Origin of the sequence: Devosia alba, from assembly GCF_039938915.1 — a bacterium.
Lineage (GTDB): Bacteria > Pseudomonadota > Alphaproteobacteria > Rhizobiales > Devosiaceae > Devosia > Devosia alba.
This window is the reverse complement of record NZ_JBDUUI010000004.1, coordinates 154143-178972: the sequence shown is the minus strand read 5'-3', so window position 1 is coordinate 178972 and position 24830 is coordinate 154143. Positions and strand designations below refer to the sequence as shown.

General features: G+C 65.0%; 17 protein-coding genes. 11 read left to right on the top strand and 6 right to left on the bottom strand.

The window, feature by feature from the left end; translation table 11 throughout:
- Positions 1 to 32 precede the first annotated feature (32 nt).
- Positions 33 to 509, top strand: coding sequence for an RT0821/Lpp0805 family surface protein (locus ABFY71_RS07945; protein WP_305580650.1), 477 nt, complete (start codon positions 33 to 35; stop codon positions 507 to 509).
- Between the two features lie 85 nt (positions 510 to 594).
- Positions 595 to 1812 (top strand): hypothetical protein, encoded by a 1218-nt coding sequence (locus ABFY71_RS07940; RefSeq protein WP_347945471.1) that lies wholly within the window; start codon positions 595 to 597, stop codon positions 1810 to 1812.
- Here ABFY71_RS07940 and ABFY71_RS07935 read toward each other — a convergent pair.
- A complete protein-coding gene (locus ABFY71_RS07935) occupies positions 1809 to 3830 on the bottom strand; it encodes an FAD-dependent oxidoreductase (RefSeq protein WP_347945470.1) in 2022 nt (673 codons plus the stop codon). The two genes, ABFY71_RS07940 and ABFY71_RS07935, sit on opposite strands and share 4 nt — an antisense overlap.
- Positions 3827 to 4891, bottom strand: a complete 1065-nt coding sequence (locus tag ABFY71_RS07930; protein ID WP_347945469.1) for a hypothetical protein — start codon at positions 4889 to 4891, stop codon at positions 3827 to 3829. The genes ABFY71_RS07935 and ABFY71_RS07930 overlap by 4 nt, the downstream gene beginning before the upstream one ends.
- 123 nt (positions 4892 to 5014) lie before the next feature.
- Between ABFY71_RS07930 and ccmI the strand changes: the two genes are divergently transcribed.
- From ccmI to ABFY71_RS07890, 8 genes are all read left to right on the top strand, one after another.
- Entirely contained in the window at positions 5015 to 6124 is a 1110-nt protein-coding gene (gene ccmI, locus ABFY71_RS07925; RefSeq protein WP_347945467.1) for a c-type cytochrome biogenesis protein CcmI, read from the top strand.
- Entirely contained in the window at positions 6121 to 6594 is a 474-nt protein-coding gene (ccmE, locus tag ABFY71_RS07920; RefSeq protein ID WP_347945466.1) for a cytochrome c maturation protein CcmE, read from the top strand. The genes ccmI and ccmE overlap by 4 nt, the downstream gene beginning before the upstream one ends.
- Positions 6591 to 8564, top strand: a complete 1974-nt coding sequence (locus tag ABFY71_RS07915; RefSeq protein ID WP_347945465.1) for a heme lyase CcmF/NrfE family subunit — start codon at positions 6591 to 6593, stop codon at positions 8562 to 8564. The genes ccmE and ABFY71_RS07915 overlap by 4 nt, the downstream gene beginning before the upstream one ends.
- Positions 8561 to 9025, top strand: coding sequence for a cytochrome c-type biogenesis protein (locus ABFY71_RS07910; RefSeq protein WP_347945464.1), 465 nt, complete (start codon positions 8561 to 8563; stop codon positions 9023 to 9025). Before ABFY71_RS07915 ends, ABFY71_RS07910 begins: the two co-directional genes overlap by 4 nt.
- A 127-nt stretch (positions 9026 to 9152) precedes the next feature.
- Complete coding sequence (locus tag ABFY71_RS07905; protein ID WP_347945463.1) at positions 9153 to 10679, top strand: Do family serine endopeptidase; 1527 nt, start codon at positions 9153 to 9155, stop codon at positions 10677 to 10679.
- A gap of 181 nt (positions 10680 to 10860) precedes the next feature.
- Positions 10861 to 11532 carry a response regulator transcription factor gene (locus ABFY71_RS07900; protein WP_305579485.1) on the top strand — a complete coding sequence of 224 codons (672 nt, stop codon included), beginning with the start codon at positions 10861 to 10863 and terminating at the stop codon, positions 11530 to 11532.
- Positions 11533 to 11535: 3 nt separating this feature from the next.
- Positions 11536 to 12978 carry a HAMP domain-containing sensor histidine kinase gene (locus ABFY71_RS07895; protein WP_347945462.1) on the top strand — a complete coding sequence of 481 codons (1443 nt, stop codon included), beginning with the start codon at positions 11536 to 11538 and terminating at the stop codon, positions 12976 to 12978.
- Between the two features lie 75 nt (positions 12979 to 13053).
- Positions 13054 to 15936: a bifunctional [glutamine synthetase] adenylyltransferase/[glutamine synthetase]-adenylyl-L-tyrosine phosphorylase gene (locus ABFY71_RS07890; protein WP_347945461.1), complete on the top strand. Its 2883-nt coding sequence runs from the start codon at positions 13054 to 13056 to the stop codon at positions 15934 to 15936.
- Here ABFY71_RS07890 and ABFY71_RS07885 read toward each other — a convergent pair.
- The 3 genes from ABFY71_RS07885 to pepN all read right to left on the bottom strand — a co-directional run bounded on the left by ABFY71_RS07885 (position 15933) and on the right by pepN (position 20578).
- Positions 15933 to 16109, bottom strand: a complete 177-nt coding sequence (locus ABFY71_RS07885) for a hypothetical protein (protein WP_347945460.1) — start codon at positions 16107 to 16109, stop codon at positions 15933 to 15935. The genes ABFY71_RS07890 and ABFY71_RS07885 overlap by 4 nt on opposite strands.
- On the bottom strand, positions 16109 to 17761 hold the full coding sequence (locus ABFY71_RS07880; protein WP_347945459.1) for a sensor histidine kinase: 1653 nt from the start codon (positions 17759 to 17761) through the stop codon (positions 16109 to 16111). The genes ABFY71_RS07885 and ABFY71_RS07880 overlap by 1 nt, the downstream gene beginning before the upstream one ends.
- Before the next feature lie 180 nt (positions 17762 to 17941).
- Complete coding sequence (gene pepN / locus ABFY71_RS07875) at positions 17942 to 20578, bottom strand: aminopeptidase N (protein WP_347945458.1); 2637 nt, start codon at positions 20576 to 20578, stop codon at positions 17942 to 17944.
- A gap of 322 nt (positions 20579 to 20900) precedes the next feature.
- Here pepN and ABFY71_RS07870 point away from each other — a divergent pair, with 322 nt between their 5' ends.
- On the top strand, positions 20901 to 22751 hold the full coding sequence (locus tag ABFY71_RS07870; RefSeq protein WP_347945457.1) for an ABC transporter ATP-binding protein: 1851 nt from the start codon (positions 20901 to 20903) through the stop codon (positions 22749 to 22751).
- Positions 22752 to 22776: 25 nt separating this feature from the next.
- Here the strand turns inward: ABFY71_RS07870 and ABFY71_RS07865 are convergent, their stop codons facing one another.
- Positions 22777 to 24756, bottom strand: coding sequence for a putative bifunctional diguanylate cyclase/phosphodiesterase (locus tag ABFY71_RS07865; protein ID WP_347945456.1), 1980 nt, complete (start codon positions 24754 to 24756; stop codon positions 22777 to 22779).
- Positions 24757 to 24830: the final 74 nt, after the last annotated feature.

Here is a 24830-nt window from a genome sequence, read left to right as displayed (position 1 = left end):
AGAGCCTTCCAACCATTCAGAGACCTGACCCCATGAACCGTTTCGCCATCATTGCCACCCCCGTTATCGCCCTGACCCTGGCAGCGTGCGCCAGCACAGGATCGAACCAGGTGGTACAGGCGCCGGTTGCCGCCGCCGCGCCGGTCTTTGCGGCCCCCCTGGTTGCCAGCCCGGCCCAGACCACCCAGCAGGCCCTGGCCACCACCAGCGTCTCGAACGGCTTTGTCGATCCCGCTGCGCTGGCCTTGATGTCGGCTGCCGACTCGGCTGCCGCCAACACCGCCCAGTTCTATGCGCTGCAGTTCGGTCGCCCCGGCGCGCCACGCGCTTGGTCGGGTGACAAGGGCACCACGGGCTCGGTTGCGGTTGGCCCCTATGTCCGGGTCAATAATCTCGATTGCCGCGATTTCACCCACACCGTCAAAGTCGGCGGCCGCGAATTCGTCAAGAAGGGCACGGCCTGCCGCGAACAGAACGGTAATTGGATGGTCGAAAAAGGCGCTGCATAACAGCCAGACTCTCGCCCGGGCGGTACGGATTATTTACTAACGGGCGCTAGGCTTGGGGCAAGATAGTTCCCAACCGACTGCTTCCATGTCCCAAGCTGCCAATCGAACCGACCCGCCAGCTCCGGCTGCCAAATCTGCCACGCGCGCTGCGCGCCCGGCGGTGAAGCCATTTGCCGGGATGCTTGACGCGATCATCGTTGAAGATCCGGTGACGTTTTCGTTTCCGGGGTCGCTGCGTCGCAGCAATGTCGTGGCGGGCTGGACCTGGGTCTGCCGCGACCTATGTGCCGATATCATTTCACCCGAGCAACTGGTTGATGGCAGCCTGACGGCCACCTGGCTCGGGCCGCAAATGCCCGAGATCATGACCCGCATGACAGCCGGGCTGGCGGCAGCCGAAGCCGATCCAGAAGCCAATCGTCGCCTGCGCGCCATGCTGGGCAGCGACGATGCCCGCGCCGCCCTGCCGCAATTGCTCAACGCGCTGCGCAGTCGTCCCCTGTTGGCCAAGGCGACAGCATTTGGCAAAGCCATCAACACCATTGGCGAGGATGCCGCGCTGGGCACCGCGCTGCAATCCATGCCGCTGAACGACCCGCCGCTGGCCGCCCTGCTGTTCCACGCCGCCATGCGCCAGATCGCCAACCCGACCCGCCTCATCACCACCATCATCAAGCTCTCGGGCAGCGCCAACGAAGTCGCCGTCGCGCGCAGCGGCTTCGGGCCGGTGGTTGACGCCATGCTGGCGCACGCGCAAAACCAGATCCACCTGCTGCAACCGGCCGGCGCCTTTGCCGACATTGATCTGATCTGTCGCGGCCTGTACCGGTTTCACCGGCTGGTGCGCGCCCTGACCGGCTATATCGAGTTTGAGCGCGGCAGCCAGTGGGCCGCCAATCTCTCAGCGCTGACCAAACAGGTTTCCGAACGCATCGAGCCGCGCCTGCGCGAAGTGGTGCCCGACCTCAACCAGGCGCTGCGCCGCGGCCGCGATCCCAAGGCCGACCGGCTCGACAATGACAAGATCCTGGCGGCCATCAGCGGGGTCTATCTGCTGGCGACAGTGCGCGAATGCCGCGCCTCCATGGCGCTGAACGCGGTGTTCGACCAGGCCTGGAGCCAGTCGGCCGAGGCGCTCGAAATGCAGTTGCAGCGCAACCTCGATCTGGTGCGGCAACACCCGACCGACCCGGTGATTGCCGCGCGCCTCGATGCCGGCATCAAGATGGCCGAAGTGCGCTTCAACCCCGAATATGCCGAAACACTGCGCCGCGCCCGGGCGTCGGCCGAACGCAGCAGCTAGTTCCCGGCCCTGCGATAGGGCGCCGTCAGTCGCACCGGAATGGCCCGGCCCTGTTCCCGCACCGCAGCAGTGCGTCCGGCCCGGGCGAAAGGCGCCGCAAGCAGCGCAATGCTGCCGTTCTCGACTGCCCGCAACACCACGCCAATTGCGGCCTGCGGATCGGCGCTGTCACTATCACGCTGCAGCAGCGCACCCGGCTCCAGCGCGCGCCGGTCCTCGGGCTCGATCAACCAGAGTTCGACTTCGGGCCCGAACCTGCCGGTCAAAAACCCCGGCACCAGCGGCGCCATATCCGGCGGCGAGCTTGGCTCGCTGCTGCCCGAGCGGGCTGCGATGGTGACCATGGCGACCCGTTCCCGCGCCAACGCGCCGGCGTTGTCGGGGGCAATCAGCCCCAATTGCACGCCTGCGGCGATATCGGACGTCGTCAGCGCCTGCGGCACATCTGCCAAATTCCACGCTGGCGTGCTGGGCACACGTGGCAACCAGCCGGGCCAGCGTGTGGCCGCCGGGCGCGGGCGGGCCAGCGCGCCATGGCCAGCGTCAAGAAAGCTGGGTGCAACAGCCTGCTCGCTCGGCGGCGCGATCGGGCAGGGGGCGTCCGCCGTCTCGTAGATCGGGTCGACGCGCCGTTCCGTGACCGCCACTGCGGGCCGGTCGAGCAGCTGGTTGATGGCCGCGCGCCCGCTCGCCAGACAGGCGCTATGGCCCAGATAGCCTGCCGCATTGCCGGCCAGGGCCATGCCCTGAGGGCCGGAGCCGGGCTCGAGCCGCTGCTGTTGCGCGTTCCAGTGGCTGGTGCCGCCCGCCATGTGCCAGAGTTCCAGATGGGGCTGCCAGCCACCGCACACTACCAGCTGGTCCGCGCTCAGCGTCGGCTCCTCGTGGGCAAAGCCGGCCATGGCCAGATGCGGGCTGACCACCAACCCCGCCCCCTGCGGCGCATGCCGGGTTTCGGCGATTATGGTGCCAGGCGCCATGGTGATGCCGTAGGCCTTGCTGAACTCGATGAAGCGCGATTGCGGCTGCGGCCGCGCATCGATGATGCGGGGCACGGCAATGCGGGCGTCGCGGGCCAGCATGGCCAGCCGATAGGCGGCGCTGCTGGCGGTGGCGAACAGCGCCGACTGGCCACACCACACGCCATAGTTCCTTGCCAGATCATAGGCCTCGCGCAGGCCCACAATGCCCGGCAGCCGATTGCCGGCAAAGACCGGCAGGCGCTCGCTCGCGCCCGTGGCGATAACGATGTAATTGGCGTGCAGATCCACCACCCGCGCCGATGGCATGGTGTCGGCCTTGTCGGTGATGTGAACGCGCACCGCACCCGGCCGCGCCGCATAGACGGCGGCGTGGGTCAGCGCCGTGATGCCGGGAGAACCGGCAATGGCCGCACCCAGCCGCAGCCAGCTCGCCTCGGGCGTTTCCTCGCCGTCCAGGCTGCCAAACAGCCCGCCATAGCCGCCCAGACGCGGCGAGGCTTCAAGCAGGATAACGCTCAACCCGCTATCGGCAGCAGCGACAGCGGCCGACATGCCGGCGACGCCACCCCCCACCACAATAAGGTCGGCCGGGGTCTCGACCGCGCCGATCCCTTCTGTCCAGGGCAGGGCTATGGCGTTGGCCTGGCGCACATCCACCCCCAATGAAGTGCCCGGCGCGAGCAGGTTGCGCAGCCGATGCAGCGCCGCATAGCGCGAACGCGGCGCCAGCGTCCGATATTCGGCGCCCGCGGTGATCGGCGTCCGCTCCATCGCCAGGGCGCGCTGCGGATCACTGGCCTGCGCGGCGGCTATAATGGCGGGCGCAAACCGGCTGGAGAGCGCCAGCGGTCCTTCGGCCCCGCGGCCGACCGTATCGATACCCGCAGCCAGCACGGCGCTGAGCACGCTATCGCCAGCAAACCCCTCGATCGTGCGCCCATCCAGCTTGAACTGCAGCTTCTGGTCGCGATCAATGGCGCTGCCGGCCAGTGGTCCGGCGGTGGCAGCGGCCAGCCTGTTGGGCTGCCCCCTCATCGTGGCGCTCCGATATCGCTGACCCGGCTGTCCGCATGGTTTCGGTCCACCAGGTGCGCGGCAAACCAGTCATTCTCCGACGCGCTGGCCTGGCCGCACAGCCAGCGGGCGATGGCCGGCGCCAGAAACGCCCCGATGGCGCCAAAACCGGCCAGCACATCCGGGCCCGTCCCCCCCAAGCGACCGGCTGCCGGGGCGCCGTCGCGGGTGATCACCCCTGGAAAGCTGGCTTGACCGGCATGCCGGACGACGCCGGTCTGGCCCAGCGCCGTGCCCAGTGCGAGGGACAGCGCGTCGATCGCACCCGGTCCGTGCGCCATGATGCCCCCGCCGGCAAGCTGGTTGAGCATCACCCCGCTATCGAGCTGGCACAGGACTGGCGCCGCCAGTTTCTGGTGCGGGATGGTCAGGATGGTGCTGGCCAATTGCTGCTGCAGCAGCGTCGGCCAGCTTGTGGCCGCCAGATGGGTGACGATGGCGGCATCATCGGCCAGGATGGTTTGGCCAATGGTGGTGGTTTCGTCCGCAAGAACGCATTCTGCCCGGCCGTCCCACTGGATCTGCAGCGGCACCTCGACCGGCAGCCGCTTTACGCCGCTTTGCGCCATCCAGCTGTCGAGGGCGGGTTCCAGCACGGCCCGGCGCAGCAGCACCGCATCGCGCAGCATCACGCCATCGCGGTCCGGCCCGAGAAAGTGCAGCGGCGTCCGCTCGGCCGCCACCCCATAGGCCGCCGCCATGTGGCGGACATGGGCCAGCGCCTGCTTGCCCGGAGCCCCGTCGGCGAACAGGATCGGGTCCATCCGGAGCACTGATGCCCGCTTGCCGATCCGGCTGATCAGCCTCGTGGTCTCGGGGACGGTCTGGGCCAGCAGAGCCCAGCTTTGCGGTCGCGTTATCGCCGCCACCGACAGATCGAGCCCCTGCGGCAGGCGCTGCCCCGCCACGCTCGCGCCCTGGAACAGCACCGACTTGCCATGCACCGTGGCCAGCAGCCCGGCCAGCAGGCGCGCCAGCGGCGTGGCGCCGATAATGGCAAAGTCGACGCGGCTCTGCTTCATGCCGCAATACCGGCCTGTGGCAATGCGTCCCCCGCAATGGTCCGTGTTTTTGTGGTTTTTCGCCGTATTCCGGTTATAGATGGGGCCATATTGCCGTGCGTCGGCGCTAAGTATTCGGGGGCCATGATTTTCTGGTTTATCGCCATCGCTGTTACCGCCATTGCGTGCGCTGCCCTTCTTTACGCAGCGGGCTCGCGCACGGTCAACGCAGCCGGGCCTGAATTGGCTGATGGCAACCGTGATTTTGGCCTTGTGCTGGCCGGGATCGATGCCGATCTCGCCGCCGGCAAGCTGGAAGCCGCCGACGCCGAGGCCGCCAAGGGCGAACTGGCCCGCGAAATCCTGCGCCTCAAGGCGGAAACGCAACAGGTCGCAGCGCGGCGCCCCGAAATGGGTCGTGCACCCCTGCTGGCCGGTCTGGCTGGCATCGCCGCGCTGGCTCTGGTGGTCTATGCGCAACTGGGCAGTCCCGACCTGCCGGCGCAGCCATTGGCTGACCGGGTGCCGGCGAGTGCAACCCAGGAGGTTGACCTGGACCAGGCCATTGTGCGCATCGAAGCCGCGCTGGCTGCCAATCCCGACGATCTGCGCGGCTGGACGGTGATTGCCCCCGCCTACATGCAAATGGGCCGCTTCGGCGATGCCGTGCAGGCCTATCGCCGCATCATCGCGCTGTCAGGCCCGACGCCCGACCTGCAGACCAATCTGGCCGAAGCACTGATGTTCGAGGCGCAGGGCGCGGGCTCGCCCGAGGCGATGGACTTGTTGCGCACCGCTGCCGCCAGCGACCCGCGCCATGTGCTGTCGCGGCTCTATATCGCTGCCGAACTGACACGGCAGGGCGACTATCCGGCCGCCATTGCCGCCTGGAACGACGCCCTGGCGCTGTCGACGGGCGATGAACCCTGGCTGCCCGCCGCCCAGCAGGGTCTCGCCGTGGCCCAGAACGACGGTGCCGAGCCGGTTGACGGTCCGGCCGCCGCGCTTGATGATCAGCAAGCAGAGATGATCGCCGGCATGGTCTCGGGCCTCGCGTCACGATTGGCCGAGCAGGGCGGCACCATTGAGGAGTGGACCCAATTGGTGCGCGCCTATCTGGTGCTGGGCGACACCGCCAAGGCCCAGGCGGCCTTTGACGAGGCCGTTTCGGCCTATCCGCAGGCCTTCGATCGCGGCGAACTCGATACGCTGGCGCTCGGCGCCGGCCTCACCATCAAGGGAGCAAAGCCATGACCATGCCCATCGGCGTTCGCAAGTCGGGTTGGACGCGCAAGCAGAAGCGGCTGGCGGTCATCGCCGGGCTGGCGCTGGTGCTGGCGCTGGCGACCACGCTGGTGCTGGTGGCACTGCGCGACCAGATCGTGTTTTTCCATTCGCCATCCGACATCATGGCCCGCGACATCGCCATCGGTCAGCCGATCCGGCTCGGTGGCCTGGTCAAGGACGCCAGCTGGGTGCGGGACGGGCAGGACAATGTGTTCATCGTCACCGATGGCGCCAATGACGTGACGGCCCGCTATGTCGGCCTGCTGCCCGATCTGTTCCGCGAGGGGCAGGGCGTGGTCGCCGAGGGCAGCATGGGCTCCGATGGTCAGTTCACCGCCACGAATGTGCTGGCCAAGCACGATGAAAACTACCTTCCCAAGGAAGTCGTCGACGCCCTCAAGGCCAGCGGCGAATGGCGTCCGGAGACGGCGCAGTGAGCATTGAACTTGGCCATTTCGCGCTGATCCTGGCCTTTGCCATCGCCACCATGGGCGCGATCGGCGGCTATGCGTTCTGGCGCTCGGGCGCGCGCATCGCGCAGGTGCTCAGCCAGGCCGCCATCCTGCAATTCGTGCTGGTGGCCGTGGCCTTTCTGGCGCTGGTCCAGGCCTTCGTCACCTCGGACTTCTCGCTGCTGCTGGCGGTGAACCATTCCCATTCGCTCAAGCCGCTGATCTTCAAGATCTCCGGCGTCTGGGGCAATCACGAAGGCTCCATGGTGCTGTGGATATTCATCCTGGTCAGTTTCGGCGCCATGGTTGCCGCCTTCGGCCGCCGCCTGCCGCACGACCTGCTGACCCTGGTGCTGGCCACCCAGAGCCTGCTGACGGCCGCGTTTGCCGGCTTCACCATCTTGACCTCCAACCCGTTTGCGCGGGTATTTCCGGCGCCGCTGCAGGGCAATGACCTCAACCCGGTGCTGCAGGATATCGGTCTGGCGATCCATCCGCCCCTGCTCTATGCCGGCTATGTCGGCTTCTCGGTCTGCTTCTCCTTCGCCATTGCCGCGTTGATTTCGGGCCGCATCGATCAGGCCTGGGCCCGCTGGGTACGCCCCTGGGCGATGCTGAGCTGGACTTTCCTGACGCTGGGCATCGCCATGGGCTCCTACTGGGCCTACTACGAGCTTGGCTGGGGTGGCTGGTGGTTCTGGGACCCGGTGGAAAATGCCAGCTTCATGCCCTGGCTGGCCGGCACGGCGCTGCTGCACTCGGCGCTGGTGATGGAAAAGCGCAATGCGCTCAAGATCTGGACGATCTTTCTGTCCATCATCACCTTCTCGCTATCGCTGCTCGGCACGTTCCTGGTGCGCTCGGGCATTCTGACCTCGGTACATACCTTTGCCAGCGATCCGACGCGCGGTCTGGTGATCCTGAGCCTGCTGGCACTGGTCATTGGCGGAGCGTTCTTCCTGTTTGCGCTGCGCGCCGCCGCCCTGCGCCAGGGTGGGCTGTTTGCCCCGGTCAGCCGCGAAGGCGCGCTGATCCTGAACAATCTGTTCCTCGCCACGGCCGTGGGGGCGGTGCTGGTGGGGACGCTCTATCCACTGCTGCTCGATGCCCTGGCGGGCACCTCCATTTCAGTGGGCGCGCCGTTCTTCAACCTCACCTTTGGCGCCCTGATGGCGCCGCTTTTGCTGGTACTGCCCTTTGGTCCGCTGCTGGCCTGGAAGCGCGCCGATGTGGTGGCGGCAGCCCAACGCCTGATCGGCGCGGCTGCGCTGGCGGTATTTTTCACCATCCTGATCTCGGCGCTGGGCGGGGTGTCGATCTCCCTGGCGCCACTGGGCCTGCTGCTCGGCTTCTGGGTCGCCTTTGGCGCCTTTGCCGAACTGGTCGAGCGCGCCAAACTGGGCCGCATTCCGACCCAGGAGAGCTGGCGCCGGCTGGCGGGCCTGCCGCGCTCGATCTGGTCGACCGCGATCGCCCATTTCGGCATCGGCATCACCGTGCTGGGCATTGTCTCGACCAGTGCCTGGGAGAGCGAACTGGTCACCACGCTGAACCCGGGCGAAACCGCTGAGCTGGCCGGCTACAGCATTGCCTTTGACAGCTTTGCACAGGTGCCCGGGCCCAATTATCTGGCCGATGAAGGCCGCTTCACCATTACCGGGCCCAATGGCCAGACGCGCCAGACCATGGCCGACCGCCGCACCTATGTCGCCAGCGGCATGCCTACCACCGAAGCCGCCATCGAAACCTACGGCTTCTCCCAGCTCTATCTGCAATTGGGCGAACCGCTGGAAAATACCCATGTCGTGCGCGTCTGGCACAAGCCCTACATCACGCTGATCTGGCTGGGCACCTTGCTGATGGCGCTGGCCGGCATCATCTCGCTCACCGACCGCAAGGTGCGCGTGGGCGCGCCACGCCGCGCGCGCAGAGCGGCGCCGGAGCCGGCAGAATGATCTGGTTGCGCGCCCTTGCCCTGACCATGGTCCTGCTGCTGAGCGGCGCGGCGCTGGCCGTCAGCCCCGATGAAATGCTCGATGATCCGGTGCTCGAGCAGCGGGCGCGCGATATCTCGGCGGGGCTGCGCTGTCTGGTCTGCCAGAATCAGTCGATTGACGACAGCGATGCCGATCTGGCCAAGGATCTGCGCCTTCTGGTGCGCGAGCGGCTGGTCGCCGGCGATAGTGACGCGGCGGTGCAGCAATATCTGGTCGACCGCTACGGCGAATATGTGCTGCTCAATCCGCGCGTCACTGATCAGACCCTGCTGCTGTGGATCGCCGCTCCCGCCTTGCTGCTCGCCGGCTTGCTGGTGCTGGTGCTGGTGGGGCGTCAGCGGCCCACCACTGTTCAGCCAGGGTTGAGTGCCGAGGAACAGGCTGCGCTCGATAGTCTTGAGCGCCACAGCAGCGACTGATTTACTGCCGCAATCTCGCCCTCAACATTGCCAAACCTTAATGTTGGCGCAACCTCGCAGCAAGCTCAGGTGTTTCATAACCACCCCCTCAAGCTGTTGAGGGCTTGCCCGAAGGAGAACAACCGCAATGCGTCCATCCATCATGAAACGTACCAGTCGCTGGCTCGGGGTTTCTGCCTTGGCGCTGATGATCGGTGTTGGCGGTGTTTCCACCGCCTATGTCATCACCGGCCAGACGGCAAATGCCCAGGTGCAGAACGCTGCCCAGATCGTCGTGCCGCAGGAAATTCAGCCCCATGCCGGCTTTGCCGATCTGGTCGAGGCCGTCAAACCCGCCGTGGTCTCCATTCTTGTCGAGGCCCAGGAAAGCCAGAATAGCCGGGTGCAGCGGGGCGGGCGTCAGTTCGATTTCAATTTCCCCGATTTGCCAGAGGGCCATCCCTTCCGCGATTTCTTTGACCAGTTCGGTCAGCAGGGTCCCGGCAGCGACGCCCCCGTGCCCAAGCCGCGCCAGTACATGGCCGCCGGCTCCGGCTTCGTGATCTCGGCTGATGGCTATATCGTCACCAATAATCACGTCGTTGAAGATGCCACCAAGGTAACGGTGTTGTTCGAGGACGGCACCGAAAAGGTCGCCACCATTGTCGGCACCGACCAGCGCACCGATCTGGCCGTGCTCAAGATCGAGGGCAGCGATCTGCCCTTCGTCAAGTTTGAGACCGAAGCCAGCCGCGTCGGCGACTGGGTGGTGGCCGTGGGCAATCCGTTTGGCCTGGGCGGCACCGTGACCGTCGGCGTCATCTCCGGTTCGGGCCGCAATATCGGCGGCTCCAATTATGGCGATTTCCTGCAGATCGACGCGGCCGTCAACACCGGCAATTCCGGTGGCCCCGCCTTCAATACCGAGGGTGAAGTGATCGGCGTCAACACCGCCATCTACTCGCCCAATGGCGGCAATGTCGGCATCGCCTTTGCGATCCCGGCGGCTACCGTCAAGGGCATCGTCCAGCAGTTGATCGATGATGGCTCGGTGACCCGCGGCTATCTTGGCGTCTCCATTCAGGATGTCACCCGTGACATTGCTGACGGTGTCGGCCTGAGCGACGCCAAGGGCGCCATCGTGCGTGAACCGGCCACTGACGGCCCGGCCGGTGATGCCGGCGTCAAATCTGGCGACATCATCATCGCTGTTGACGGCGACCCGATCGAGGATGCGCTCGACCTTAGCCGCACCATTGCCGGCAAGACCCCCGACTCCACGGTTGAACTGACCATCTGGCGTGATGGCGCCGAGACCAAGCTGTCGGTCAAGCTGCAGACCCTCAATGAGACTGCCGCTGCCACCGAAGAGCCGGTCCAGCCGACCCCGCCGGCCGAGCTGCCCAGCAAGTCCAGTGTCGGCCTGACACTGGTGCCCAATGCCGATGGCGGCGGTGGCCTGCTGATCCAGCAGGTTGACGAGGACTCGCCAGCTGCGGAGAAGGGTCTGGCCGTTGGCGACGCCATTCTTGAGGTCAACAACACGCCGGTAGCCAGCCTCGAAGAGTTCGAAGCGGCGATCGACGCGGTCAAGGCCAAGGGGCTCAATACGGCTTTGGTCAAGGCCAGCCGTGACGGCGAGGCCCGCTTTATCGGCCTGCCGCTGAGCGAATAGCCTTGCATTGTTGTGGCGCTTGTCGCGCCACAATTACCGGACGGCACCTCCCCCTCGACGGGGGAGGTTGGGAGGGAGTGCGGGAGCACCGAAATTTGGGCCAACCCACCCCCTCCCTGACCCTCCCCGTAAGGGGGAGGGTGACGACTGAGATATCTAGCGTCACACACGGAGCGTCGCGGTGAAGATTCTGCTGATCGAAGATGATCGCGAGGCCGCAAGCTATCTGATGCAGGCGCTCGATGAGGCCGGGCACATCACCCATCACGCCGCTGATGGCGAAACCGGCTACGCCATGGCTTCGGGCATGGATTATGACGTTCTCATCGTCGACCGGATGCTGCCGCGCCGCGATGGCCTGTCCATCGTTGAATCGCTGCGCGCCGAGGGCGACAAGACCCCGGTGCTCATTCTGTCCGCGCTGGGGGAAGTCGATGACCGTGTAACCGGCCTGCGGGCGGGCGGCGATGATTACCTGACCAAGCCCTATGCCTTTACCGAACTGCTGGCCCGTGTCGAAGTGCTGGCGCGCCGCTCCAGCCCGTCGGAAGCCGCCACCAGCTATGCCGTGGGTGGCCTGAGCCTTGATCGCCTGTCGCGCAAGGTCGAGCGCGACGGCGAGACCATCCTCCTGCAGCCGCGTGAGTTCCGCCTGCTGGAATATCTGATGAAGAATGCCGGCAAGGTGGTGACCCGCACCATGCTGCTGGAAAATGTCTGGGACTATCACTTTGATCCTCAGACCAATGTCATTGACGTGCACATGTCGCGCCTGCGCTCCAAGATCGACAAGGGCCATGCCAGCCCGTTGCTGCAGACCGTGCGTGGCGCCGGCTACATGATCCGCGAGTAGCTGGTGAGCCAGTTCAGCCATTTCGCCCAGCTCTGGCGCACCTCGACGGTCCGCCTGACGGCCACGTTCATTCTGATCTTCGGGATCTTCTCGATCCTGCTGCTGGGCTTTATCGGCTGGCAGTCCAACGTCTCGATCCAGCGCCAGCAGGCCGATGAAATCGACCGTGAAGTACGCATCCTGCAGCGCATCGATGCCAATCAGGGCGTGCGCGCGCTGGCCTTTGCCGTCGAGCGTATCTCGCGCGCGCCGGGGCCGGGGGTGTATTTTCTCGGTGATGCTTCGGGCCAGTACCTGCTGGGCAATGTCACCGATGTGCCGGTGGATGTGCTGCTGACGCCGGGCACTTACGGCTTTGACTATGAGCGCGCCGACGCGCTGACCGACAACCCCGAACAGCTTGAGGGGCGGGACCCGCAGCCCGCCAAATCGGGCTATGCCGTGGTACGCTCGGTCGAGCTGAGCAATGGCATGCGCCTGGTCGTCGGGCGCGACGTGGTCGAGCGGCGCGGCTTTTCCGCCATCATCATCCAGAGCTTTCTGATCGGCGTGCTCGGCATCATTGCCTTTTCCATCATTGCCGGCGGCATCACCGCGCAACGCGTGCTGCGCCGCATTGATGCAATCCGCGATACCTCCACCAAGATCATGTCGGGCAATCTGTCCGAACGCGTGCCGGTGACCAGGCGCAATGACGAGTTCGATGGTCTCGCCACCAATCTGAACGCCATGCTGGACCGCATCGAGCAATTGCTGCAGGGGCTCAAGGAAGTCACCGACAATGTCGCCCATGATCTCAAGACGCCGCTGACGCGGCTGCGCAATCAGGCCGAGTCGGCCCTGCGCGAGGGCGCCAGCGATGAAACCCGGCAGCAGGCGCTGGAAACCACCATTGCCGAAAGCGACCGCCTGATCCAGACCTTCAACGCCCTGCTGATGATCGCCCGCGCCGAGGCCGGGGCCCCCTCGGGCGCGCTCAAGGACAACGATGTCAGCGCCATCGTTGCCGATGTCGCCGAGCTTTATGGTCCGGTGGCCGAAGATGCCGGCATTGTCGTGGAAACCACCATTACCGAAGGCGTGCACCTGCATGCCAATCGCGAGTTGATTGGCCAGGCCATGGTCAATCTGCTGGAAAACGCAGTCAAATATGCCCGGCCCGAGGGCCAGGGCGAGGGACAAGCGCAGGGGCGGATTACCGTTGGCCTGCGTCGGGCCGGTGACCGCGTGCTGATCGAAGTGGCCGATAACGGCCCCGGCATTCCCGAACCCGATCGCCAGCGCGTCATCGAACGGTTTGTTCGCCTCGAAAAGAGCCGCTCCGAGTCCGGCTCGGGCCTGGGCCTGTCACTGGTCAATGCCGTGGCCCGGCTGCATGGCGGCAGCTTTCGTGTCGAGGACAATGCGCCGGGCGTGCGCGCCGTGATCGACCTGCCGGCCGCCTGACCGATCAGCCGGGGGCCCCGACTTAGTCGCGCGTGGCGCCTTGCCGCCATTGGCCCGCCAAGCTATCCCTTTTGCATGGTCACAAAACTCAATCCGCTCCCCCCGATCCCGACGCCGGTTTTCAGCGCGTGGCTGGGCGAGCAGTCCGACGCCCACCAGGCGGTGCTCGGCCAGGCGGCAACAGCCCTTGGCCCGCTGCTGGAACTGGCGCCCTATCTGCTGGGGCTGGCCCAGGACAATGTGGATTGGCTGGTGGTGGCGCTCAGCGACACGCCCGATGGCAGTTTCATCGACATCATCGATGCGGTTGAAACGGCGGGCAATACCGCGGCTGACGAAGCCGAACTCGGCCCCATTCTGCGCATAGCCAAGGGCCGCACGGCGCTGCTGGCGGCCATTGCCGAAACCGGGGGGGCCTGGACCACGGCGCAGGCCACCGCCGCGCTCTCGGATCTGGCCGACGCTGCCCTTGATGCCGCGCTCAATCTTCTGATGCGTCAGGCCAGCGCGCGCGACCAGCTCACCCTGCCGCCCGACCAGGCCAACGCGGCCAATTCGGGTCTGGCCATCTTTGCGCTGGGCAAGCATGGCGGCCAGGAGCTGAACTACTCCTCCGATATCGACATCGTGGTGTTCTACGACCCGCAAAAGGGCGTGCTGCGCGATCCGCTGGAGGCCACCAGGACCTATTCACGCATGGTGCAGAAGCTGGTCGGGCTGATGGAAGACCGCCAGCCCCATGGCTATGTGTTCCGCACCGATTTGCGCCTGCGCCCCGATCCGGGCTCGACCCCGGTCGCCATTTCGGTTGATGCGGCGCTGTCCTATTACGAGAGCCGCGGCCAGAACTGGGAGCGGGCCGCCTGGATCAAGGCGCGCGCCTGTGCCGGGGACCGCCAGGTGGGGCAGGCCTTCCTCAAGGAGCTGGCGCCCTATATCTGGCGCAAGCATCTCGACTTCGCCACCATCGCCGATATCCAGGCGATGAAGCGCCAGATCAATATCGCCAAGAATGTCGGCTCGATCCGCGTCGAGGGCCACAACGTCAAGCTGGGCCGCGGCGGCATCCGCGAGATCGAGTTTTTCACCCAGACCCAGCAATTGATCGCCGGCGGTCGCGACAAGACCCTGCGCGTCAAGCCGACCGCCCATGCCCTGGCTGCGCTGGCTGACGCCAACTGGATTTCGCCCCGCGCCGCCACTGAGCTGAGCCAGACCTACTGGTATCTGCGCGCCGTCGAGAACCGGCTGCAAATGCTGCGCGATGAGCAGACCCATGTCATGCCAGCCACTGCCGCCGACGTCGCGGTGATCGGGCAACTGATGGGCGAGCCCGATCTGCGCCAGTTCGAGACCGATTATCGCGCCGCCCTCGAACTGGTCACCGCCTATTATTCCGATCTGTTCACCGAGGGTGAAAGCCTGGGGAGCGGCGAAGGCAATCTGGTGTTCACCGGCAGCGATGACGATCCCGGCACGCTCGAAACCCTGACCAATATGGGGTTTGCTGACGCCACCAAGGCCATCGAAATCGTCCGCAAATGGCACTATGGCAGCTACCCAGCAACCCGGGCCTCGGCCGCGCGCGCCCACCTCACCGAATTGCTGCCCGCCTTGCTGGTCACCTTGAGCAATACCGGCAACGCCGACGCGGCGCTGGCCAAATTCGATGATTTCCTGTCGCGCCTGCCCGTTGGGGTGCAATTGTTTGCCCTGCTGCGCAATCATCCCAGCCTGCGCACCCTGCTCGTGCAATTGCTGGCTTCGGCGCCGCGCATGGCCGAGTCGGTGATCCACCGGGCCCATGTGATGGACGGGCTGATCGACCCCGCTTTCGCCAATGATGTCACCCGCCGCGATGCGCTGATCGCCAAGGTCGATGCCTTTCTGGCCGATGCCCGCTCCTATGAAGAGGTCATCGACCGCGCCCGCATCATCGGCCAGGAGCAGAAATTCCTGATCGCCGCCGGATTGCTCTCGGGCACGGTGGACGCGCGGGGCGCCGGCGAACAGTTCACCGCGCTGGCCGAGACCCTGCTGCACCGCCTGTTTGACAGCGTGCGCGCCGAGTTCGAACGGCGACACGGCGTCATGGAAGGCGGCAAGGTGGCGCTGCTGGCCTTTGGCAAGATGGCCAGCCACGAAATGACCGTCGCCTCCGATCTCGACTTCATCCTGCTTTACGACGCAGTCGATGGCGAGTCCGACGGGCCAAAGCCGCTCAGCACCAACCACTACTACACGCGCCTGACCCAGCGTCTGGTGGCTGCCATCACCGCGCCGACCGGCGAGGGCGTGCTGTACGAAGCCGATATGCGGCTGCGCCCCTCGGGCAATGCCGGGCCGCTGGCGACAAGCCTGGCCGGATTCACCTCCTATCATCGCGACAATGCCTGGACCTGGGAGCATCTGGCGCTGAGCCGCGCCCGCGTCATTCTGGCCGATGGCAGTTTTGGCGATGTCATCAACGACGCCATCAATGCGGCGATCTCGCGCGCCCGCGACGCTGCCAAGACCGTGGACGATGTGCTCGCCATGCGCGCCATGATGGCCAAGGAGCGCCCGCCGCGGCACGCCTTTGACCTGAAACTGGCCGAGGGCGGATTGATCGACCTCGAATTCATCGTCCAGTCGGCGCAATTGCTGGCCGGCCAGACCATCGCCTTGCCGCAAGCCGCCACCGCGCCGGTGCTGAGCCGGCTCGGCGAGACCGGCCTGGTGCCGCAGGGCGCCCGGCTGGCCGAAATCCATGGGGTGTATTCGACGGTGCTGCAGGTGATGAGTTCAGCGCTGGTGCAGCCGCTCAAGGATGAAGTCTGGCCCAACGCGTTTCGGGAATTGCTCGCCGGCTTGACGAACTACCCCAATTTCGAACGGCTGGAGCTCGATCTTGCCGCCATGCGGGCCGAGGTCACCGAGGCCGCCAGGGCCTGGTATGAAAAGGCACGGGGCCTTTAGCGCGTCGGCCGCTGCGGCAGGTCAATGCCGCGTGCCGCCAGTTCGCGCTTGATGCTCTCGGGCATGTCGCGGCAACCGCATTGTGCGGCATGTTCGAGATGCCAGGCGATGCGCTGTTCCAGCGTCGCCTTGTCGGGCATGGGGTGCGCGTCATGCCATTGCCGGTTCAGCATCAGGCGGCCACCGACAGATCGGCCGTCAGCAGGGGCAGCGAGATGGCAACCGTGGTGCCCAGCGCGGGACTGGAGTCGATGGCGAGCGAGCCGCCGCTCTGCTCGGCAATGGCCTGGGCAATCGAAAGTCCCAGGCCGGGGCCGGCGCCCTCGCGGGTGAAGGTGGCGTCTCCCAGCGCGAAGGGCTGCGACAGGCTGGCCAGCCGCTCCTGGCTCATGCCGATGCCGGTGTCGGTGATTTCCAGTACCACGCCATCATCGGCCGCAAAGGCGGACAGGGTGATCCGGCCGCCAGCCGGGGTAAAGCGCAACGAGTTTTCCACGATATTGGAGACCATGCGCACCAGGCCGAGCCGGTCGCCTTCAATGGTGGCGCCGCAGGTGCGTGTGAGTTCCAGCCCGACCTTGGCCCGGGCGGCCGTTCCGGCAAACCGCGTCAATACGCTTCCGAGCACATCATCGACCTGGAGCGGATCATGGCGCAGCGCCTTGCGCCCCCCCTCCAGTTCGGCCAGATCGAGAATGGTGGCAAACGAGGCCAGGAGATGTTCGCCCGAGCTTTTGATCGACTGCACATAGTCGGCATAGCGGGCATCGCCCAGCGGCCCATAGGCCTGGTGCCGCATCAGATCGGCAAAGCCGATAATGTGGTTGAGCGGCGTGCGGATGTCGTGGCTGAGATGGGCCAGAAAATTGGTCTTGGCGCGGTTGGCCGCCTCGGCGTTGAGCTTTTCCTCATGGTAGCGCCGCGCCAGCTGGCGCTGTTCCTCGCGGATCGTCTGCAGCATGGTGTCGGTCTTCTTGCGCTCGGTCACATCGCTGACCAGCGTCATGAAGCCGCCATCGGCCAATGGCCGCTCGTCAATCAGCAGGCACGAGCCGTCGCGCGCATGTAGTTCCAGCAGGCGATTATTGGCATCATCGTTGAGTATTTTGACATAGCCGCCGGCGATCATCCGTTTGACCGCGTCATGATAGGTGACCGTCTTGCCGCATAGATCGAGCCGGGCCCGATACTGCTCATTGCAGGTCACCAGCACCCCGTCCCTGGTCCAGCAGGCCACGCCCATCGGGATGGCGGCAGCCAGTATGCGGTAACTGTGGCGCTGCAGCAGGTCGGGCATGTCGCCGCGCCTGCGGCGCCAGACGAGGACTGTCAGCAGACCCGCCAGGCCAAAGGCGATGCCGGCACGCTGCCCGATGGCAGCCCACTGGTTTGGCGCTGCCGCGCCCTCGGCCTGCGGCCCGAGATTGGTCGCCGGGAGGAAATGGCTGGGAAAGGCCGCCAGACTATCGGCGGGTGGCGCCGTGATCAGGCTGGCGCGCCGCAGCAGGTCAAACTGGCGGGACATGGGCGGGGTGGCGCTGGCTGCTGCCGTACCATTCGTCCCGGAATTGTCGGCGGTCCATGCCGCGTTGCTGGGCAGATCATGCTGGGCGGCAGCAAAGGTGCACACCGTGTCGTAGGCGACAAACAGCAGGGCGGCAAACACGGCGGTCAACGCCACCGCAGCCGTGATCGGGGACAGCACCAGGCTGTGCCCCAGGCGCGCATGTGCCTCAAAACCATCGCTGGCAGGGGGCATTGTCGCCCGCTGCTGGTGTGCGCCCAACCCTCTGGCGCCGACACCGGATGTTTCCACCCGCCCCATGCAATTCTCCATCCTGCGAGGCTGTCTTTGCCCGACCCGATTTGCCCTTAACGAACAATGAATCAGCGCGACTCGCGTGTCCAGACCTCGAAAATGGCGGCAGCGGGCCGACCCGCAAAAATGCGAGTCGGCAGAATCACTTAGCTGTTGAAGAAAAATTCTTCCAACAATGGCGGCGATTTAGCTTGCCAACATGCGCGTGAGGATGTCGGCGGTATTGCGGCTCAGTGAGCCGCTGGTCTCGAGCCAGAGCAGGGCGGTCTTCGCTGCGGCGCGGCGCTCCTCTTCCAGCATGGGCCAGACCCGGAAACCGGTCAGCAGCCGGGCCGCAACCTGCGGATTGATGCTGTCGATCTCCACCACGGTTTCGGCCACAAAGCGGAAACCGGCGCCATCGGCGCGGGCGAACTGGGTGGGATTGGCCATCGAGAACACGCCCACCAGTGAGCGCAGCCGGTTGGGGTTGGTCTTGGGGAAGTTCGGGTCCGCCAGCACGGCACGCATGCGGTCGATCACCATGTCCTGGGGCACGCTGGCCGTCACCGCCAGCCACTTGTCCAGCACCAGCGGGTTGGTTGCGGCAAAATTGGTGTGGAAGTGGGCCAGCAGCGCCTCCGCGTCCGGCGTCCAGGCAAGGGCGCTGACGCTCAACGCTGCCAGGCGGTCGGTCATATTGCGGGCGCCGGCATATTGCTGCGCCGCGAGATCGGCTGCACCAGCGGCATCGCTGCTCACCAGCAGGCCGAGCAGCCGGTTGCGCAGCGCGCGTCGGCCCGTGCTGGCCGCGTCGGGGGCATAGGGCGCGTCGCTGGAGAGCTTGCGATAGGTCTGCAGCAATTGCAGCGCCAGGGGCGTAAACACCGCCTTGAGCAGCGCGGCCCGCACCATGTGCACCCGGTCAGGATCGATATCCTTGCCAATGGTGCGACTGATCTGGGCTTCGGCGGGCAGGTTCAGGGCCAGTGCCTTGAACGCGTCGTCCAGCGTCTCGCTGGCCAGCGTTTCAGCCATGGCCTGGCTGAGCGCGGTGACCGCCTGCTGGCTCCAGGGCGTGCCGCCGATTGCCGCCACGGCCAGCGCCATGCCGACATCCTGCAGCGCCTGCCAGCGGTTGAACGGATCGCTGTCATGCTGGGCCAGGAACAGCTGATCGGCCTGGCTGAGCGTGGTGTCCATATTGACCGGAGCTGAAAAGCCGCGCAGCAGCGAGGGCACCGGCTTGTTGGGAACGCCGGTGAAACGGATTTCGGCCTCGGCGGTATCGAGCACGATCATATCGTCGCGCACCGTGCCGCCGCTCACCCCGGTCCAGCTCATCTCGCTGCCATTGGGGCCGATCAGGCCGAACTTGATCGGCAGCACCAGGGCCTGCTTGGTCGGCTGACCCGGTGTCGGCTGCGTCTGCTGGCCGAGCTTGAGCGTATAGGTCTGGCTCGCCCCATCATAGCTGTCGCTGACGCTCAGGCGCGGCGTGCCGGCCTGCAGATACCAGGTCTTGAACTGCTCCAGATCGACATCATTGGCTTCGGCAAACACCGCCAGAAAAGCTTCGATCGTTGTCGCTTGCCCGTCATGGCGCTCGAAATACAGGTCCATGCCCTTGCGGAATCCGGCTTCGCCCAAGAGCGTCGCCAGCATGCGCACGATCTCGGCGCCCTTTTCGTAGACAGTGGCCGTATAGAAATTGTTGATCTCGCTATACTGGTCCGGCCGCGCCGGATGGGCGAGCGGGCCGCCATCCTCGGGGAACTGCCCCGACCGCAAGCCGACCACATCGGAGATGCGCTTGACGGGCCGGCTGCGCTCATCGCTGGTGAATTCCTGGTCGCGATAGACCGTCAGGCCCTCCTTCAGGCACAGCTGGAACCAGTCGCGGCAAGTGATTCTGTTGCCAGTCCAATTATGGAAATACTCATGCGCGATCACCCGCTCAATGCCGTCATAGTCGGCGTCGGTGGCGCTCTCGGGCTGGGCGAAGACCAGCTTGTCGTTGAAGATGTTGAGGCCCTTGTTCTCCATCGCGCCAAAGTTGAAGTCCGACACCGCCACGATATTGAAGATGTCCAGATCATACTCGCGGCCAAAGCGCCGCTCATCCCAGGCCATCGAGCGCTTCAGGCTGTCCATTGCCCACAGGCACTGGTCTTCCTTGCCATGGCTGCAATAGATCGCCAGCGCGACCTTGCGGCCCGAGGCAGTGGTGAAGCTGTCGGTGATCGATCCCAGATCGCCCGCCACCAGGGCAAACAGATAGGACGGCTTGGGGAAGGGGTCCTCCCAGACGGCAAAGTGCATGCCCTCGCCGGCATCGCCCTGGTCAATCAGATTGCCATTGGACAGCAGCACTGGCGCCACGTTCAGCGGCGCGGTGATCCGCACCTTGAACAGCGCCAGATTGTCGGGGCGGTCCAGATAATAGGTGATGCGGCGGAAACCTTCGGCCTCACACTGGGTGCACCAGGTGCCGCCCGAGCGGTACAGCCCCATCAGCCGGGTATTGCCTTCGGGCTTGAGCGTAACCTCGGTTTCCAGCACGAAGCGGCGCAATGGTGGTTCAAAGACCGTCAGCCCGCTGGCGTCGGCGCCATAGGCCGACAGCACCAGCGGCGCGCCATCAATGGCGATCGAACCCAGCGTCAGCTCATTGCCGTCAAGCACCAGCGGCGTTCCGGCTGCGGTGTCCTCGCGCGGCTCGATCGTCAGTAGCGCCCGCACCCGTGTATCGGCTTCGGTGATCCGGAAATCGAGATCTGCTGACACGATCCGGTAGGGGCTGGCGGCATAGTCCTTGAGGTAGATGGTGTCTTGGGTGCGCATGAACGGGTCCATAAATCGGCGGTCTGACAATGAGTGTGGCTGCGCCGCAACAGCCAGCGCGGCGCTTTCATGTATTGTTTGCGGCCCGGCGACCGCTTCGGTCCACTCTTCTACGCCAAATGGGACGGCATTGGGGAGGGGGCATGATAGGGTCGCGGCTCGTGTCTCCTCTGGGCTGATTGCGGGCCCATGAGCGCGGTATCCAGATTTCTTAGCTGCCTGTTCGCTCTTGGCCAGTGCCGGCTTGACCTCAACCATGCTTGAGGTTGTGCACATCGCGCCTTGCACGACGGTCCGGCGGACCCAATTACGGTGAGTGACCATGCTGCGTTGGTTTGAACGACGTCTCAATCCCTATCCTCTGGGCGAGCCCAGCGAGCCGCCCAAGGGGCTGGTGGCATTCTGCCTGCATTACAGCCACGGCGCCAAGAAATGGCTGCTGCTGATGGCTTTGTTGGCGGCCGCCATCGCAGCCAGCGAAATCCTGCTGTTCGGCTTTATCGGCGATATCGTCAACTGGCTGGCCCAGGCCGATCGCGCCACCTTCATCCAGACTGATGGCTGGAAGCTGGCGCTGATGGCCTCGATCGTGGTGGTGGTCATGCCACTGCTGGTGGTGTTTTCCACGCTGATCATGCACCAGACGCTGCTGAGCAATTTCCCGCAGCGCATTCGCTGGATGAGCCATCGTTATCTCATCCGCCAGTCGATGAGCTATTTCCAGGACGAGTTCGCCGGTCGCATTGGCGCCAAGCTGATGCAGACTTCGCTGGCCGTGCGCGAAGTGGTGATGAAGCTGCTCGACATGCTGGTCTATGTCGTCGTCTACTTCACCGGCGCCGTCATCCTGGCGGCCTCCTCGGACTGGCGCCTGGCAATGCCGTTCATGGTCTGGCTGGTCGCCTATGTCGCCATGATGCGCTATTTCATCCCGCGTCTGGGCAATATCTCCGAGGCGCAGGCCGACGCGCGCTCGCTGATGACCGGCCGCATCGTCGACAGCTATTCCAACATTGCCACCGTCAAGCTGTTCTCCCATTCCAACCGGGAAGAAAGCTACGCCAAGGAGGCCATGGACCAGTTTCTCGACACCGCCTACCGGCAGATGCGGCTGTTTTCCGTCCTCAACATTCTGGTCAACTTCTCCAATGCCCTGCTGCTGTTTGCGGTGGGCTGGACCGGCATCTGGCTGTGGCTGCAGGGCACCATGAGCCCCGGTGCGGTGGCCGTATCGCTGGGTCTGGTGATGCGCTTCCAGGGCATGAGCCAGTGGGTGATGTGGGAAATGTCCTCGCTGTTCGAGAACATCGGCACCGTGCGCGATGGCATCTCGTCCATCTCGCTGCCGCGCGTCGTCTCGGACAAGCCGCAAGCCGAACCGATCGGTCCGGTCAAGGGCGACATCAAGTTCGAGAACGTCTCGTTCCACTATGGCAAGACAGGCGGGGTGATCGAGGATCTCAACCTGCATATCCGTCCCGGCGAAAAGATCGGCCTGGTCGGTCGTTCCGGGGCCGGCAAGTCCACCATCGTCAATCTGCTGCTGCGCTTTTATGACCGCGCTGATGGCCGCATTCTGGTCGATGGCCACGATATTGCCAGGGTGACCCAGGACAGTCTGCGCGCCAATATCGGCGTGGTGACCCAGGATACCTCGTTGCTGCATCGCTCGGTGCGCGAGAACATCCTCTATGGCCGCCCCGACGCGAGCGAGGCGATGATGCGCGAAGCGGCCGATCTGGCCGAGGCCACCCTGTTCATCGAGGGATTGAGCGATGCCAAGGGTCGCAAGGGCTTTGACGCCCATGTGGGCGAGCGGGGCGTCAAGCTCTCGGGCGGTCAGCGCCAGCGTATCGCCATTGCCCGCGTGCTGCTCAAGAACGCCCCGATCCTGGTGCTCGACGAAGCCACCTCCGCCCTCGATTCGGAGGCTGAAGCGGCGATCCAGAGCCAGTTGCAGCTGCTGATGCGCGGCAAGACGGTGATTGCCATCGCCCATCGCCTGTCCACCATCGCCATGATGGATCGGCTGGTGGTGCTCGATCAGGGACGTGTCGTGGAAATGGGCTCCCATGCCCAATTGCTGCAGACCGGCGGCCTCTATGCAAGCCTGTGGAATCGCCAGTCCGGTGGTTTTATCGACGCCGACCTGCCTGATGAGGCGGCGCAGTAGCCGCGCCGCAACGCGCCGGGAAAGCCTAATTGGTGGCGCCAGAAGCTCTTCTGGCGTCGCCGCTGCGGACGGTCCGCTCGCGCGCCAGTTGCGCCAGCATGGTGTCGGCATCGACCGGTCGGCCAAACAGATAGCCCTGGATGACGGTGCCACCCAGCCCCACCAGCACGTCGAGCTCCTCCTGGGTTTCCACCCCTTCAATCACGCATGAAATGCCCAGATTGCGGCAGAGTTCGGTTGTGGTCTTGATGATGGCCTGGCTGGTTCGGTCATTGCAGATATCGGTGACAAAACTGCGGTCGACCTTGATGCGGTCCAGCGGCAACCGCTGCACGTGGGTCAGGCTCGAATGGCCGGTGCCAAAATCATCCAGCGCAATCCGTGACCCCAGTGCCAGCAGCGTCAGCAGGGAAGAATTGGCCTGATCGAGGTCACGCATGACGGCGGTTTCGGTGATCTCGAAGTCAATTCGGCGCGGTGTGCCAGCCTGTTTCAGCAAACCGGCAATGGCCTTGATCGCCGTGGCGGAACCGATGTCATGGGCTGACAGATTGACCGACAGGCGGATGTGCTTGGGCAGGGTGGCCGAGACGGCCAGCGCCTTGCGCAGGACGGTTTGGGTCACCTTGGAAATCAAGCCGATATGCTCTGCCAGTGGAATGAACTCCATTGGCGAGACTTCCCCCAGCACCGGGCTGTTCCAGCGCGCCAGCACTTCGTAGCCCGTCGTGCGGTTCGTTGCGGTATCGAATTGCCGCTGGAACAGGATATGGATTTCCTTGTCGAGGTCGGCGGTGTGCAATTCGTGCTCGATCTGGCGCACTTTGCGGATCTCGCGGTCGTGGCGGTCGGCAAACACCACGGCATGGCCGCGACACTCGCGCTTGGCCACCGAGTTCGCGTAGTCGGCCCGGTCATAGGCCATCTCGGCGGTGTCGCCGGGATGGGATGCGGCAAAGCCGATTGACGCTGACAGGTGGATATTGGCGTCCGGCAGGTCGAAAGGGCTGCGCAGGGCGCGGCACAATTCAGTGCCCAGGCGCTGCAGCCCGGCGTCCGATTGAACATCGCGCGTGATCAGCGCGAAATTGTCGGCCCCCAGACGCGCGACAAAACTGCCCGATGGACTCACCGTGCTGATGCGGCGGGCCGTTTCGGCCAGCACCCGGTCGCCGGTCGTCTGTCCGAACGTCTGGTTGATGGCCTTGAAGCCATCCAGATCGATGCGCGCGACGGCAATTGCTGTGCCGTCCGCGTTGCTCTCGCCCAGCATCTCGTCGAGTTGACGGTCAAACCATCGACGATTGGGCAGGCCGGTCAGCGGGTCGACATTGGCCAGCCGGTTATTCTCGTCCGACAGGCGCTGCGTCTCGGCCTGCTTTCGCGCCATCGCCGAACGCGATGCCACCAGGTCGGCGAAGTCGCGATAATTGCCCAGCAGGACAATCAGCACGCCCGCCACCACAAACCCCAGATTGATGGCGATGGCCGTCATCACCACATTGTTCATCATCAGCATCGCAATGGTGAACGGAACCAGCTGCAGGGCGCCCATGGACACGGCCGCGGCGCGCATATGCATCAGGCAGAACATGCAGCCAATGGTCGTGACGCCGGCGAAAAACACGACCTGGGACTGCTGATAGGCATTGCCATAGGGCAGCAGCGCAACGGTCCACACGCTGAACCCGATCGACAGTAGCGGCATCACCCGCATCATGCGTCGCAGGCTGCGGCGGGCAACATCGATATCGTTGAGCTTCTGCCGACCGTGCAACCACGAGACGATGCGCGCCACGCAGAGCACCGATAGCATCGCCGGTGCGTAGAGGGTCAGCAGATCCGGTCCCGCCCCGGCATGGCTGACCGCCAGGATCACGGTGTTGACCACCACCATGGCATACATCAGCGGGACCTGCGTCGACAGCGCCCGGGCCTGTGCCAGCACCAGCTCGGGGTCGTCCGGAACCGAAAACTGTCGCTTTATTGACTCGAGTGACCACATCGACTGCGCCCTTTGTATGGAAGCAGCCTACCTGCTGAAGTCCTAATAGAACTGTAAGCGGTGCGGCATAGAGA